General features: G+C 70.4%; 13 protein-coding genes. 4 read left to right on the forward strand and 9 right to left on the reverse strand.

The genetic code is table 11. The features are described from left to right. Positions 1–33 precede the first annotated feature (33 nt). The 6 genes from ftsW to H0B56_RS05380 form a co-directional block, all read right to left on the reverse strand. Positions 34–1440, reverse strand: a complete 1407-nt coding sequence (gene ftsW / locus H0B56_RS05355) for a putative lipid II flippase FtsW (RefSeq protein ID WP_343063765.1) — start codon at positions 1438–1440, stop codon at positions 34–36. 41 nt (positions 1441–1481) lie between these two features. Continuing rightward, complete coding sequence (murD, locus tag H0B56_RS05360) at positions 1482–2909, reverse strand: UDP-N-acetylmuramoyl-L-alanine--D-glutamate ligase (protein ID WP_180891828.1); 1428 nt, start codon at positions 2907–2909, stop codon at positions 1482–1484. Positions 2910–2913: 4 nt separating this feature from the next. After that, complete coding sequence (gene mraY, locus H0B56_RS05365) at positions 2914–3999, reverse strand: phospho-N-acetylmuramoyl-pentapeptide-transferase (RefSeq protein ID WP_180891829.1); 1086 nt, start codon at positions 3997–3999, stop codon at positions 2914–2916. Continuing rightward, the gene (locus tag H0B56_RS05370; RefSeq protein WP_180891830.1) at positions 3996–5510 is read right to left on the reverse strand and encodes a UDP-N-acetylmuramoyl-tripeptide--D-alanyl-D-alanine ligase; all 1515 of its coding nucleotides are present in this window, start codon (positions 5508–5510) and stop codon (positions 3996–3998) included. Before H0B56_RS05370 ends, mraY begins: the two co-directional genes overlap by 4 nt. Further along, positions 5507–7033: a UDP-N-acetylmuramoyl-L-alanyl-D-glutamate--2,6-diaminopimelate ligase gene (locus H0B56_RS05375; RefSeq protein ID WP_180892348.1), complete on the reverse strand. Its 1527-nt coding sequence runs from the start codon at positions 7031–7033 to the stop codon at positions 5507–5509. Before H0B56_RS05375 ends, H0B56_RS05370 begins: the two co-directional genes overlap by 4 nt. A 138-nt stretch (positions 7034–7171) precedes the next feature. Then, entirely contained in the window at positions 7172–7678 is a 507-nt protein-coding gene (locus tag H0B56_RS05380) for a GNAT family N-acetyltransferase (RefSeq protein ID WP_180891831.1), read from the reverse strand. Between the two features lie 475 nt (positions 7679–8153). Between H0B56_RS05380 and H0B56_RS05385 the strand changes: the two genes are divergently transcribed. Then, complete coding sequence (locus H0B56_RS05385) at positions 8154–9035, forward strand: RNA-guided endonuclease TnpB family protein (protein ID WP_180891832.1); 882 nt, start codon at positions 8154–8156, stop codon at positions 9033–9035. Positions 9036–9094: 59 nt separating this feature from the next. On the opposite strand, the gene H0B56_RS05390 is transcribed toward H0B56_RS05385, so the two are convergent. Beyond that, positions 9095–10084 carry a thiamine-phosphate kinase gene (locus H0B56_RS05390; protein ID WP_180891833.1) on the reverse strand — a complete coding sequence of 330 codons (990 nt, stop codon included), beginning with the start codon at positions 10082–10084 and terminating at the stop codon, positions 9095–9097. A gap of 559 nt (positions 10085–10643) precedes the next feature. Between H0B56_RS05390 and H0B56_RS05395 the strand changes: the two genes are divergently transcribed. Further along, complete coding sequence (locus tag H0B56_RS05395) at positions 10644–10877, forward strand: Lrp/AsnC ligand binding domain-containing protein (RefSeq protein WP_180891834.1); 234 nt, start codon at positions 10644–10646, stop codon at positions 10875–10877. 19 nt (positions 10878–10896) lie between these two features. Then, positions 10897–11469, forward strand: coding sequence for a DUF3515 family protein (locus tag H0B56_RS05400; RefSeq protein ID WP_180891835.1), 573 nt, complete (start codon positions 10897–10899; stop codon positions 11467–11469). Between the two features lie 80 nt (positions 11470–11549). Here H0B56_RS05400 and H0B56_RS05405 read toward each other — a convergent pair whose 3' ends face one another. Together H0B56_RS05405 and pdxR are read right to left on the reverse strand one after the other, a co-directional pair. Further along, positions 11550–12647: a D-alanine--D-alanine ligase family protein gene (locus tag H0B56_RS05405; RefSeq protein WP_180891836.1), complete on the reverse strand. Its 1098-nt coding sequence runs from the start codon at positions 12645–12647 to the stop codon at positions 11550–11552. 49 nt (positions 12648–12696) lie between these two features. Beyond that, positions 12697–14070: a MocR-like pyridoxine biosynthesis transcription factor PdxR gene (gene pdxR, locus H0B56_RS05410; RefSeq protein ID WP_180891837.1), complete on the reverse strand. Its 1374-nt coding sequence runs from the start codon at positions 14068–14070 to the stop codon at positions 12697–12699. Positions 14071–14187: 117 nt separating this feature from the next. Between pdxR and H0B56_RS05415 the strand changes: the two genes are divergently transcribed. Further along, entirely contained in the window at positions 14188–14847 is a 660-nt protein-coding gene (locus H0B56_RS05415; RefSeq protein ID WP_180891838.1) for a pyridoxamine 5'-phosphate oxidase family protein, read from the forward strand. Positions 14848–14850: the final 3 nt, after the last annotated feature.

Genomic DNA, 14850 nt, shown 5'->3' on the forward strand with positions numbered 1-14850 from the left:
CCCCGCGCGCTGCCCGCGGCTCACCCGCAGCCGTCAGGGACGTCCCCGCCTGCCCGACCGCGAGTACGCCGTGCTCCTCGCCTGCCTGCCCGTATGGCTCCCGGGACCACGGCGCCGCTGCGCAGTGGTGGGTGCCTTCTTCGCAGGGCTCCCACCACGCTGGCCACCCGTACGGCTCGTCGCCTTACGTCGTGACTGGGGGCGGTACGGCTCGGGAGCGGGCAGCCGCAGCAGCCTACCGAACTTGCCCGGTCCCTGGTTGCGCAGCGCGGCCACTGCCTCGGGTTCGTGGCGGGCACAGTTCGCGAGCACACCGAACACGAACATCGTGGTCACGAGGGAGGTACCGCCGTAGGAGATCATCGGTAGCGGGATCCCCGTAATGGGCAGCAGCCCCACGACATAGCCGATGTTGATCCCGGCCTGCCCGACGAGCCACACCGTCAGGGTTCCCGCGACGATACGGATCCACGGGTCGAGGTTGCGTGCCGCCACCCGCAGGCCGACGATCGCCACCGCGGCGTACAACCCGATGACCACAGCGGCACCGATGAGACCGAGCTCCTCACCGATGAGCGCGAAGATGAAGTCGTGATGCACGTTCGGCAGGTACTGCCACTTCGAGGCGCCCTGCCCGAGCCCCGCACCGAACAGGCCGCCGTCCGCCAGCGCGAACATCGCCTGCGTGGCCTGCCAGCCGGTGCCCTGCGGGTCCGCGTCCGGGTTCAGGAAGCTCATCACCCTGGCTAGCCGGTACGGCGCCACGACAGCGAGCACGGCGACGCCGAGCGCGGCGGCTCCTGCGACGATCGCGAACAGCCGCTTCGGCGCGCCCGCGAACCACAACAACGCCAGCAGGACGACGCCGAGGCTGACCGTGCTACCCAGGTCGGGTTGGGCGATCACCAGGGCGAACATCACCAGTGCCACCGGAACGAGCGGGACGAGCAGATGCCGCCACTGGTGCAGCAGGGTGGATTTGCTGACGAGGATGTGTGCGCCCCACAGTGCCAACGCCAGCTTGGCGACCTCGACCGGCTGCACGGACACCGGGCCGAACGCGAACGAGCGCTGTGCGCCGAACGCGACCGTGCCCATCGGGCTCAGCACGAGCGCGAGCATGCCGACGCTGAGCAGCAGCAGGACAGGAGCCATCTGCCGGATCAGGCGTAGCCGTACCCGCAGGCCGACCCAGAACACGACCGCGCCAACGGCCACGTACATCACGTGCTTGCCGAACAGCTCGTAGACGTGGCCGCCCGCCCCCGATGCCGGTGAGGAGGCGGACAGCACCATCACGATGCCGATCACGGTGAGCAGCCCGCTGAGCGCGAGCACAAGGTGGAACGAAGCCAGCGGTCGGGACAGCCATGCCGTCAGCACGGTGCGCACCGCCACCAGTCGCGTCGCGACCGGTCCGCGGGACCTCCGGTTCCGCACCGTCTTCCCCTGCGCAGTTCGTCTCTCCGCGGCCACTGGCCTTACCCGCCCAGCGCACGTACCGCCTCAGCGAACGCCTCACCGCGGTGTGCGTAGCTGTGGAACATGTCCAGTGAGGCGGCGGCGGGAGCCAGCAGCACCACGTCACCCGGTCGAGCCATCGAGCTTGCCGCACGCACCGCCGCGTTCATCGTTCCATCGTCACCCGAACGGCAACGATTCACGGGAACATCCGGCGCGTGTCGCGCGAGTGCTTCCGCGATGACCTCGGCGTCCGCACCGATGACGACCGCGCCACGCAGCCGGTGGGCGTTCGAGGCGACGAGGGCATCGACCGTGGCCACGGAGGCGCCCTTGAGCTGGCCACCCGCGATCCACACGACATGCTCGTAGGCAGCCAACGAACCGGCGGCCGCGTGCGGGTTCGTCGCCTTGGAGTCGTTGACGAAACGTACCCCGCCGATCTCCGCGACCTGCACGGACCGGTGATCACCGGGCTGGAAGGCCAGTAGGCCCGCGCGGACCGCCCCGCGGCTGACGCCGTACGAGCGTGCCAGGGCCGCCGCGGCGAGCGCGTTGAGTACGTTGTGCGGCCCCGGCGGCATCACCTCGGACACCGCGCACAGCTCACCCCCGGCAGGAGCACCTCCCCCGGAGCCACCCTCGGGCACCGGGTGCGCGTGCCCCGCGTCGTCGAACGCGCGGTCGACGAGCATCTCCTCATCGACCCCGAGCTCCCCCGCGCGTGGCACGGCGCCGGTGAACCCGACCCGGCCTGCGCCTGCGGGCGCGTACTCCCCGGCCAGTCGCCGGGAGACCGGGTCATCGGCGTTGTGGACGGCGATCGCGGTCCGCTCGTGAATCCGCCCCTTGGCCGCGGCGTAGTCGTCGAAGGACCCGTGCCAGTCCAGATGGTCCTCGGCCACGTTGAGCACGACAGAGGCGTGCGGTGCGAGGCTCCGGCTCCAATGCAGCTGGAAGCTGGACAGCTCGACGGCGAGGACCGGGTAACCGGCCCGCACGGCGTCTGTGACAGCGAAACCGACGTTTCCGCAGGCCACGGCCTGCAGCCCCGCGGCACGAAGCATCTCGGCGAGCATGCTCACCGCTGTGGACTTGCCGTTGGTCCCGGTCACCACCAGCCATGCCGGGGGTCGCTCGGCCGTGCGCCCGAGGCGCCAGGCCAGCTCGACGTCGCCGATCACGTCGATACCGGCGTCGCGCGCCGCCCGCAGCAGCGGGCTCGACGGCCGCCAGCCCGGGCTGGTCACCACGAGGTCCGTGCCCTCGGCGGGGGAAGCCAGTCGCGGCACGCACTCGGCACCGGTGCCGGTGACCGAGGCCAGCCGCTCCTCGTTCTCGTCGGTCACCGTGACAAGCGCACCGGCCTCCACCAGCGCGCGAGTCACCGACAACCCGGTCACTCCCGCCCCGGCCACCAGGACACGACGACCCGTCCAGCTGTCCACGAGCTCACCCACCCACGGCGGCGAGTTGCTCGCTGTAGAACAGGCCGAGCCCGAACATGCAACAGATGGCGGCCAGCAACCAGAACCGGATGATCACGGTCGTTTCCGCCCAGCCGGCGAGCTCGAAGTGGTGGTGGAACGGCGCCATCCGGAACAGCCGCCGTCGCGTGGTGCGAAAGACCGCGATCTGCACGACCACCGACACCATCTCGACCACGAACAGCCCGCCGATCACGATCGCGAGCAGCTCGGTCCGTGTGGTCACCGACAGGCCGGCGATCAGACCACCGAGCGCGAGGGACCCCGTGTCGCCCATGAAGATCTTCGCCGGAGCGGCGTTCCACCACAGAAAGCCGATACACCCACCGGTGGCCGCGGCGGCGACGACGGCGAGGTCGAGGGGGTCACGCACGTCGTAGCACGCGGGCTGCGGGGTCTCCGCGCAGGACAGCCGTGCCTGCCAGAACGAGATCACCACGTAGGTGCCGAGCACCATCGATGCCGCGCCACCGGCGAGCCCGTCGAGCCCGTCGGTGAAATTCACCGCGTTCGACCAGGCGGCGATCAGCAGGTAGCAGAAGAGGACGAACACCGGGATCGGGAACGCGATCACCGCGAGGTCGCGCACGTAGGACAGGTTGGTCGACGCGGGCGACAGCCCGTGCTGGTCGGCGAACTGGATCGCCAGTATGGCGAAGACCACGGCCACGACCAGCTGGCCGACCAGCTTCGACGTCTTGTTCAGCCCGAGGTTGCGCTGCCTGCGTACCTTGATGAAGTCGTCGAGGAAACCGACCAGTCCCAGGCCGCTGGCCAAGAACAGCACGAGCAGGCCCGAGGCGGAGGGGCTACCGCCGTCGGCAGAGGAGACCCACCGGAGCAGGTGCGCCACGCCGTAGCCCACCAGCGTCGCCACGATGATCGAGACCCCACCCATCGTGGGTGTCCCGCGCTTGGACTGGTGACCTTCCGGGCCTTCCTCCCTGATCTCCTGGCCGAATCCCTGCTTGGAGAACGCCCTGATCAGGTACGGGGTGAGCATGATCGAGACGAGCAGGCCCACCGAGGCTGCGATCAGGATGCTGATCACGCGTTACCACCGTCCCGCGGCGCCGACACCTCGGACGGGGAGCTCAGCAGCGCGTCGGCGACGCGCCACAGCTCGGCTACCTTGGAGGCCTTCACAAGGATCACGTCATCTCCTGTCAACTCGTCGCGGAGCAGCCCGGTCGCGGAGTCGGCGTCGGGCACGAGGATCGACTCCCGTCCCCAGGACCCTTCGTGGCAGGCTCCCTGATGCATCGCGGCCGCCTGGTCCCCGACCACGACGAGCCGGTCGATGTTCAACCGCACGGCGAGCCTGCCGATCTCGTCGTGCGCGGCGACGCTGTCGTCGCCGAGCTCGGCCATCGCGCCGAGGACCGCCCAGGAACGCCCGCCGGAGGACCGCCGCGCGGCGCTCATCGAGGCGAGTGTCTTGAGCGCCGCGCGTACCGACTCCGGGTTGGCGTTGTACGAGTCGTTGATCACGGTGAGGCCGTCCGCCCGCGTGTCGACCTGCATCCTGCGTTCGGACCGGCGCCGCACGGCCGACAGCCGCTGTGCCACCTCGTCGACGCCGCTACCCAGCTCGAGCGCGGTCGCCGCGGCCGCGAGGGCGTTGGCGACGTAGTGCTCGCCGTGCAGGGGCAGGGATACCTCCGCCCTGCCGTGTGGTGTGACCAGGTCGAAGCGCGGGCGGGCCTGCTCGTCGAGCCGGACGTGCTCGGCACGTACCTCGGCGTCCGCCGAGGTACCGACCGTGACCACCCTGGCCGCTGTCCGTTCGCTCATCGCCGCGACGAGCGGGTCGTCCGCGTTGAGTACCGCTACCCCACCGTCGCCTGCGGCAGGCAACGCCTCCACGAGCTCGCCCTTGGTCGCCGCGATGCCCTCACGGGACCCGAACTCGCCGACGTGGGCGCTGCCGACGTTGAGGACCACGCCGATCCGCGGCGGAGCGAGCTCGGCCAGCTCAGCGATGTGTCCCACGCCTCGCGCGGACAGCTCCAGGACCAGGTGCCGCGTCGTCTCGTCGGCCCGCAGCACCGTCCACGGGTGCCCGAGCTCGTTGTTGAACGATCCCGGCGGGGCGATGGTCGGCCCGAGCGGCTCGAGCAGCTGCGCGATGACGTCCTTGGTGGATGTCTTGCCGGAGGAACCGGTGATGCCGACGACGGTGAGCGAGCCGGCGGACAACCGGAGCACGGCGTACCTGGCGAGCTTGCCGAGTGCCGTGAGGACCGCCGCGCCGGAACCGTCGGTGTCGCCTGCCAGCGCGACCGACCTGCTACCCGCCGCCGCATCCGGGGCGGGCGGCACGACGACCGCGGGCGCATCCACCTCGCGCGCGGCCAGCACCCCGGCCGCTCCGGCCGCGGCCGCGGCGGCGGCGAAGGTGTGCCCGTCGACGCGCTCACCGGGCAGCGCGACGAACAACCCACCCGGCGCGATCTTCCTGGAGTCGAACTCGACCGGCGCGGTCACCGGCTCGCTGCCATCGCTGCGATGCAACCTGCCACCGGTGATCTCGGCGATCTCCGCAAGCGTCAGTGTGATCACTCGTGCCCCTCGATTCGTCTGCGCAGGGCGGCCGTGAGCTCCTCCCGATCCGAGAACGGATGCACGACCCCGCCGACCTCCTGGCCCGACTCGTGTCCCTTGCCAGCGACGAACACGACATCTCCCTGCGAGGCGATCGCGACGGCGTGACCGATCGCCTCGCGGCGGTCACCGATCTCGACCACCTCACCGCCCTGTGACGGCCCGACCATCCGCGCGCCGGTGAGCATCGCTGAACGGATCGCAGCGGCGTCCTCGCTGCGCGGGTTGTCGTCGGTGACGATCAGGACGTCACTGCGACGGACCGCCGCCTCACCCATCATCGGGCGTTTCGTGACGTCGCGGTCGCCTCCGCAGCCGAGCACCGTGATGATCCGCCCCGACGTCTGCGCGCGCAACGCGTCGAGGGACAGCGCCACGGCGGCAGGCTTGTGCGCGTAGTCGACGACCGCCGTGAAGTCCTGCCCCTCATCCACCCGTTCCATCCGGCCGGGAACCTGCGCCTCGGCCAGCCCGGTGGCGATGTGCTCCTGTGCGACCCCGACGGCGTCCAGCACGGCGGCGGCGAGCAGCGCGTTGGTCACGTTGAACTCGCCTGGCAGGTTCAGCGTCGTGCTGATCCGCTGCCCCGCGGGCCCGTACAGCACGACGGATTGCGCGCCCGTGCTGCTGGTGGCGCGCAGCTCCGCTGTCCACGCAGCACCCGTGGCCGGGTCGACGCCGACGGTGATCGTATGGGGACGGACGAGTGCCTGCCCCCACGCGCTGTCGACGACGACGATCTCGGTCGTCGAACGGCCGTCGAACAGGATGGCCTTGGCGTCGAAGTACTCCTCCATGTCCCGGTGGAAGTCGAGATGGTCCTGCGAGAGGTTGGTGAAGGCACCCACCGTGAACCGCGTACCTCGCACTCGGCCGAGCGAGAGCGCGTGGCTGGAGACCTCCATCGGGACATGCGTGACCCCGTGCTCGAGCATCACGCCGAACAGCGCCTGCAGGTCCGGCGCCTCGGGCGTGGTGAAAGCGCTGGTGAGGCGCTCACCGGCGACCCGGGTCTCCACGGTCCCGATCAGGCCCGTGCGCAGCCCGGCGGCCCGCAGTCCCGACTCCACGAGGTACACGCTCGTGGTCTTGCCCGACGTCCCCGTGATGCCCAGCACCGACAGCTGCAGGGACGGTTCACCGTAGATCCAGGCGGCCATGTCACCGAGCACGGCGCGCGGATCGTCGTGCAGCACCACAGCAAGGTCACAGTCGCGTACCGTTGCCCGGTCGGCGCCGTCCTGGTCGGTGAGGATCGCCGCGGCTCCCGCGGCGATCGCCTCAGCCGCGAAGTCGGCCCCGTGCGCGTGGGCGCCGGGCAGCGCGGCGTACAGATCTCCCGGCCGCACCTGATGGGCGCGCAGCGTCGCGCCCGTGACGGCGGTCTCGGTCCCCCCGCTGTCCGGGATCAGCCGCCCATCGGCACGCGCGACAAGCGTCGTCAGCGGCACGGGTTCGGTGTGGCTCGGGCGGACGGGCACCGGTCCCGGGCCGCCCGGACCGTCCCCGCTCGCGTCTCCCGGTTCGTTGCCCCGACCTCGTCTCGGCGCACCAGCATTGTCGACGGACACGGGCCGAAGGTTACCGGCGTGTCGTCCGCGCTCTGCAGCCCGGGATGGTTATCGCGTGTCGGGATCGCGTGCGGTATCCAGCAGTGGCTTCGCGAGGCAGACGCTGGCCGGATCCCACTTGTGCAGCCCGTACGTGGGAATACCGGCGTAGCCGACCGAGGTGTACAGCTCTACCGCCTCCGGCTGCTCGGTCCCCGTCTCGAGCACCATCCTGCGCTTGCCTGCCTCCCGCGCGGTGCGTTCCAGTACCCGCACGATCGTCCGCGCGAAACCCCGTCCACGCGCGCCGGTGGCCACGTAGAGCCGCTTCATCTCCGCGTCCGTGTCCCGTAGCTCGCCCGCGAGCTCCCCGCCGGAACGCCACCCGCCACACGCAACCGGCTCGTCGCCGAGGTACCCCACGAGGAACCGGCCGTGCGGGGGGCTGAACTGCTCAGCGCGCACCGGGGTGTGATCGGGCTGCCCGTACCGGACGAGGTACTCCTGCTGGATCTCCGAGATCAGCTTCTCGGCGTCCGGGTGCGTGAGGCTCCGGGGCTCCAGGCGCAGCTGCATGGCGTGAGACTATAGCGAGCCGTACAACTGTCCTCGATCACGCCTGCGCAGGAATGGGCCGGTATGACTGAGGGCCAGGAAGCCTTCTGGGCTGCAGTGGTGGTTTCGGCTTGGCGGACCGGTCTGCGGTGGTGGTTGGGGCGTTCCACGATCCCGCGGCGGGGTTGGACGATGAACTCGTGGGCGGGATCGGGTCCGGAGACGGTCTCGGCCTCGATGCCTGCCCGGTCGTAGGTGGCAGCAACGGTGGGGCCAGTGGGTTTGCTTATGCGGGATGCGCGGGGTGCGCGGGATGCGTAGCCACAGGCCAGTGCGGGTGAACCGGAGGACGTGTTGTGGGCGGCCGATCCGCAACCGTGCGGTGTCGGCAGTTCGGAACGATGTCGTTTCCGCTCTGTGCACGTGCTCATGGACCGTATCGTCGTCGTGCGTGCCGACACCACAGTGTCGGTGGCGTGATGCAGCATGGACGGCGATGACCCGGCACACCACGTTCCGTTACTGCCTCGACCCCACGGTCGATCAGCGGGCGGTACTCGCGCGGCACGCGGGTGCGGCCCGGTTCGCGTTCAACCAGTGCCTGCGCCTCCACCTGCAAGCCAGGAAGCAGCGACGGGATGAGTCGGTGATGGTGCCGTGGACCGGGTTTGACCTCATCAACGGCCTCAACGCCCTGGTGGTGGCGGCCACTTCCGATGGCCGTGAGGTTGCCCGCGTCAGCGCGCCGCCCAAGGCGCTCGCTGCGGGGATGAACAAGCAACGCCGCCTTGCTCGCGCCGTGACCCGCAAACAGAAGGGATCGAAGAACAGGAGGAAAGCCGCCGCCCGGCTCGGGCGTCACCACGCCCGCGTCCGCAACATCCGCCAGCACTTCTTGCACCAGGTCACAGGCGAGTTGGTCAAGACCCACGACCGCCTCGTCCTCGAAGACCTGAACGTGTCAGGAATGCTCGCCAACCCCCGCCTCGCTCGCTCCATCTCCGATGCTGGATGGACCGAACTCGCCCGGCTGTTGGCCTATAAGCAAGCGTGGCGGCAGGGCGACGTCGTGGTCGCGGACCGCTGGTTCGCCTCATCCAAGAGCTGCTCCGGCTGCGGCACCGTCCGTGCCAGCATGGGTCTCGACGAGCGGACCTACCACTGCGAGACGTGCACCCTGATCCTCGACAGGGACCTGAATGCGGCGATCAACCTCGCCATCTGGGCCGAGAAAGATCACGCCCAGGTTCGGGACCACCAAGCAGGTGGCCCGGTCACCAACGCTCACCGACAGGAACGCTCTGGCCGTCACCCCGGTGACGGTGAAACGAGCCTGGACGACGTGGGAACCGACGCTCAGCCAGCACCCGCTGCCTGAGACCGACGACGCCCGAGAAGGGCGGTGGAGACAGCCTCACCGAGGTTGCTCGACACGCTTTAGCGCCAGTGCTGCCAGCCGCCGTCACCACCGGTGTAGGGACCGCCGTCGACGGTGACCGGGGCCGGGCCGGATCCGGCGGGCACGACCGTGCCGATGCGCGTCCAGCCCTGCGGCACGCTGCCCTCCCCCGGGAACGTCGCGACGAGCGCGTGATCCTCGCCACCGGTCAGCACCCAGTGCAGCGGGTCGGCACCGAGCGCCGAGGCGACCTCGGCCAACCTGTCGTCGACGCGCAGGTTCTGCGTGGCGATGTCGAACCCGACGCCGGAGGACGTGGCGAGATGCTGCACGTCTGCCAGCAGCCCGTCCGAGACGTCGATCATCGAGGTGGCTCCCGCCTCGGCGGCCGCGGGGCCCTCGGTGTAGGGGGGCTCGGGGTAGCGGTGCGCGTTGACCACACCGACCGGGGAGCGGAAGCCGCGCCCGAGCACGGCCAGCCCGCCCGCTGCCCAGCCGAGCCTGCCGCACATCGCCAGAACGTCGCCCGCGCGAGCGCCCGAGCGCAGCACCGGTGCGCGACCCTGCAGGTCACCCAGTGCTGTCACGCTGATCACAACCTGATCCGCTGACACCGTGTCGCCACCGGCGAGGCCGATGCCTGCGCGTGCGGCCTCGGCCCACATCCCGTCGGCGAGCTCGGTGACCGTGCTGATATCGGTCGTACCGGGACAGGCCAGCCCCACGAGCACCGACGACGGGCGAGCGCCCATCGCGACGACATCGGCGAGGTTGACGGCGACCGACTTCCTCCCGACGTGTTCCGGCTGCGACCAGTCGAGCCGGAAGTGCACTCCCTGCACCAACACGTCCGTGGTCGCTACCACCCTGCCGTCCGGTGCGGTGACGACCGCCGCGTCATCGCCCGGCCCGACCACGGTCGAGTCCGGCTGGCTCCGTCCGCTGGTGACCGCATCGATCGTGCCGAACTCCCCGAGACTCGCCACGGTGCGATCCCCGGATCCTGTGTCCTTGCTCGGCTTCTGCACAGCTCACCCACCTGTCCGTCTCGACTCCCCGTGTTCCGCCGCAGGCGACGGACACGCCCGCGAGGGCCACGGTCGCACCGCCCCAGTCTCCCCGCCTGTCCCGCACGGCCTGACGCGGCGCCGCCTCCCCGCTCGGTCCCGCGCCGGACGGGCTAGCGCGGGACGGCCACCGGCCTTCCCGGCGCCCGTGCCGCCGGGCGGCGGCTGCGGCAACGACGGTCACGACGGCAGGCCGGGGGTAACCACGGCCTGACGGGCCGCCGGATCGCCTGCCCGTCGCACGACGGGCAGGCGGCCGCGAAGGGCTGTTCACACGGTGGTGGACAGTCACATGCTGGTGGACAGGGAGCTGCCGCGGCCAGCACGCGGCCGCCGGTGCCAGGCGCTACCGGGTGACCTGCGCGCGATGTGTAGCCCAGCATATGAGTAACGTCCTCGGTGTACCCGTAGCCAGCAGCGGCGAGCCGCACTTGCGGGCGGCCCGCGTCTGTTGGATGGTGAACAACCCTCCGGGGTCGTTCCTACCGTGAACCAACCCGATCCGACGAAGGGACGCGCCGTGGTCAACGCATACATCCTCATCCAGACCGAGGTCGGTAAAGCAGCATCCGTCGCCGCGGAGGTAGCCACGATTCCCGGAGTCATCAGCTCGGAGGATGTCACGGGGCCGTATGACGTCATCGTGCGCGCCGAGGCCGATTCGGTCGACGAGATGGGCCAGCTGGTGGTGGCTCGCATCCAGAACGTCGGTGGCATCACGCGTACCCTGACCTGCCCGGTCGTGCATCTGTAGGCCGTGATGTAGTGGTCCCGTGCCTGACGACACGGACCGTTCCGACGACAGCGCGCCGCCGCGCGCCCTGCTCGTCGTGGCAGCCGCCCTCGCCCTTGCGCTCGCCGCAGCGGCAGCAGTGATCGGGCTGGTCTACGGATCGGACGCCGAGGACGAGCACGCCGAGGACGACTCCGCACTCGCCGTTCCCGGCGTTCCGGCACCCGATGCCGGCGCGCGGGCGTGCGGCAGCGTGCTGGATGCCACACCCGACCGGCTCCCGATCGACGGGGACGGCGACGGTACCGCCGACCGCAGGGAGCTCGCCGAGCCGGCACCACCCGCTACCACGGCCTGGGGCCTCGACGATCCGATCGTGCTGCGGTGCGGGGTCGAACAGCCGGGAGAGCTCGCGCCCGACTCGCCGTTGCGCGCCGTCAACGGGGTGGAATGGCTCCCCGTGGAGGGTGCGGGCTCGCACACCTGGTACGCGGTCGACCGCGACGTCTACATCGCACTAACCGTTCCCGACAGCGCGGGCACGGGACCCCTCCAGGTGATGTCCGAGACGATCGCCGAGACGCTCGAGGCCCGCCCCGTCGAGGTGGAGTGAGAACGCGGGGCCGAGCCGAAGGGCCCCTCCGGTACCAGATATGTACCGAAAGGGTCCGTCGGCTCGCCGTCGCGCGACCGTCAGCGCAGCCCGGTTCCCCGTGCGAGCGCGGTCTCGATCAGGGTCGACAGCAGGGTCGAGTAGTCCAGCCCCGTCACCGACCACATCTTCGGGTACGCCGAAGTGGTGGTGAATCCGGGCATCGTGTTGATCTCGTTGATTCGCAGCTCCCCGTTCGCCTCGACGAAGAAGTCCACACGCGCCAGGCCCTGGCAGTCCAGCGCACGGAACGCGCGCACCGCTACCGCTCGTAGGCGCTCGGTGACGTCGTCGGCGAGCTTGGCGGGGATGTCCAGCTCGGCACCGTCGTCGAGGTACTTCGTCTCGAAGTCGTACCACGCGGCGTCGTCGTCGCCGAGCACCCGGATCTCCGCGGGCAGCGACGCCTCCACCCGTCCGTCCGGGAACTCGAGGACACCGCACTCGATCTCCCTGCCGGACACTCCGGACTCGACGAGCACCTTCGGGTCTGTCTGCCTCGCGAGCTCCACGGCCGCAGGCAGCTCGTCCCAGCCGGACACCTTGCTGATGCCGATGGACGATCCGGCGCGGGCCGGCTTGACGAAAGCGGGAAGGCCGAGGCGCTCGCACTCTTGCCTGTCCAGAGTGGACCGTCCGCGCGGCACCTCGGCGTAGTCAACGATCGGCAGGCCCTCGGCCACGAGAAGCTTCTTCGCGAACACCTTGTCCATGGCGGCCGCGCTGGCGAACACACCCGCCCCCACGTAGGGCAGGTCGGCCAGCTCCAGCAACCCCTGGACCGTGCCGTCCTCACCGAAGGCACCGTGCAGCAGCGGGAACACCACGTCCACCGAGGACAGCACATCGACCTCGCCGCCTGGCGGCAGGCTCACCAGGTCCCTGCGTGTCGGGTCGCCACGCAGGATCAGCTCGGTCCCGCCGTCCACGCTGGGCAACCGCTTGTTCGTGATCTGCAACGCCGCCGGGTCATCGGTGCCGAGCACCCATCCGCCTTCCGGCGTGATACCGATCGGTACGATCTCGAATCGCTCGCGGTCCAGGTTCGCCAGCACGCTACCCGCGGAGACACACGAGATCGTGTGCTCGGTACTGCGCCCGCCGAAGATCACCGCCACCCGGGTCCTGCGCTCGTTCATAGTGCGCGACCTTACGCCCACCCGTGGCGATGCTCGCCACCCCATCGGGTCAACCGCCCAGCACCACGACAAGCGTGTCCAGCGCCCCGGTCAGGGCCTGCCGGGAACACCCGGCGTAGCCGACCGCGATACCGTGCGTGCTGGCCGGGCCCGCGAAGTGCCGGGCGAGCCCATCGAGCCGCACGCCACGGTCGAGCGCGCGCTGCAGCCGGTCCCGCTCCTCCTCGGCCGACGCCAGCGGCACGAGCAGGTGGGCTCCGGCATCATCGCCGAGTACGGGGACGTCCGCAGCCCGCAACGTGGCGGTGAGCAACCTGCGCCGCTCGGCCAGCTCCCTACGCACCCGCCTGATGTGCCTGCCGAGGTCGCCGTTCCTGGCGAGCTCGCTGACCACCCGCTGCCCGGCAGGGGACGGGCGGGTGCCGGTTCGCTCGCGATGACCGAGGACGGCGGAGAACACCGGTGAGGGGGCGACCATCCACCCGGCGCCGAGCGTCGGGGTGAGGATCTTGCTCGTCGTACCGAGATGCACAACCACATCCGGGGCGAGCGCGGCGAGCAGCGGAAGCGGCGCCACGTCGTAGCGCAACTCGCCGTCGTAGTCGTCCTCCAGCACGAGGAAGCCTTCCGCACGGGCCCGCTCCACGAGCGCGACCCTGCGCGGGGCGCTCATCGTGCTTCCCAGCGGGTACTGGTGTGCCGGGGAGCAATACACGGCCTTCGCCTGGCGGGGGATCTCCTCGACACGGATCCCGTCCGCATCGACCGGTACGCGGACGACCCGCACGCCTGCCGCGCGTAGCGCCTCGACGGCACGCTGGTAGCCGGGATCCTCGACCGCAACCACCTCACCCGCGCGGAACACGCTCGCGGCCAGCTCGGCGAGCGCACTCGTCGTACCCGCGGTCGCGAGCACGCTCGCCGTGTCGGCGCGCAGTCCCCTGTGACGCAGCAGGTGCTCGGCGATCGCCGCGCGGTAGCCTGCGATGCCGGCCCGATGGGTGTACTGCGACGGCGGCGTATCCGCAGCGGCGCGCCAGGCACGGCGCCACGCCGCACGATCTATACCTTCCGCCCACGGCATTCCGGGGATCAGTTCGAGAAGTTCGTCATCCTCACCGGACTCAACACTGTGGACTGTCGGGCCCGATCCACCCTGTGATGGCGTGGTCGTCACGTAGGTTCCCGACCCGTGCCTGCCCGCGATCCACCCTTCGGCGTGCAGCTGCTCATAGGCTGCTGCCGTGACGGTGCGGCTGACCCCGAGGCGCTTGGCCAACGCCCGGGTCGACGGCAACCGGTCCCCACTGCGCAGGTGCCCGGTGGTGGCCGCGACCCGCAAACCGTCCGCGAGCTGCACGGCCAGCGGCACACCGGCCGCACGGTCGAGCGTGACCGGGAGCACGGTATCGAGCAGCGGCATCCCGACTCCTTACGTACCCGCACGGGGTACAGTCCCGCTGACCGCGAAAGTGGCATTCCCACATCGCGTGATACTGGCCATTCAATCATGCCACGTGCGTGTAGCACCGTTGGAGACATGCCAGATATGCCGCTGTCTCCGACGGAACGCAGCACGCCCAGGCGGACGGCGCACCGTGCGCGCACGGACAGGCGGACGCTGTACGAGATCCTCGACGCGGGCTTCCTGTGCCACATGAGCCTGGTACGCGACGGTGCACCGGTGACGTTGCCCACGTGCTACGGGCGGGACTCCGACACCCTCTACCTGCACGGCTCGACGGGTGCGCACTCGCTGCGCGCCGCGGCGTCCGGAGTGCAGTTGTGCGTGGCTGTGACGCACGTGGACGGGATCGTCTACGCGCGAAGCCTCGTGCATCACACGCTCAACTATCGCAGTGCGATCGTGCACGGAACCGCGCACGTCGTCGACGATCACGACGCCAAGCTGGCCGGCCTGCGCGTCATCACCGACAACGTCACGCCGGGGTCCTGGGAGTACGCGCGCGGGACGACCCGCAAGGAGCTCGCTTCGGTGTCCGTGCTCGCCGTCCCGCTGGACGAGGCCTCGGTCAAGGTGCGCGACGAGGGGCCGGGCGACGAGGAGCACGACATCGCCGACGGCAGGCGCTGGGCGGGCACACTACCCGTGCGGTGGGAGCTCGGCGCCCCGCTACCGGCCCCGGACCTTGCCGGGGACGTGCCGGTTCCCGGGCACGTTCTGCGGCGGCCCGGTTGAGCC

Origin of the sequence: Haloechinothrix aidingensis (genome assembly GCF_013450155.1) — a bacterium.
Classification (GTDB): domain Bacteria; phylum Actinomycetota; class Actinomycetes; order Mycobacteriales; family Pseudonocardiaceae; genus Haloechinothrix; species Haloechinothrix aidingensis.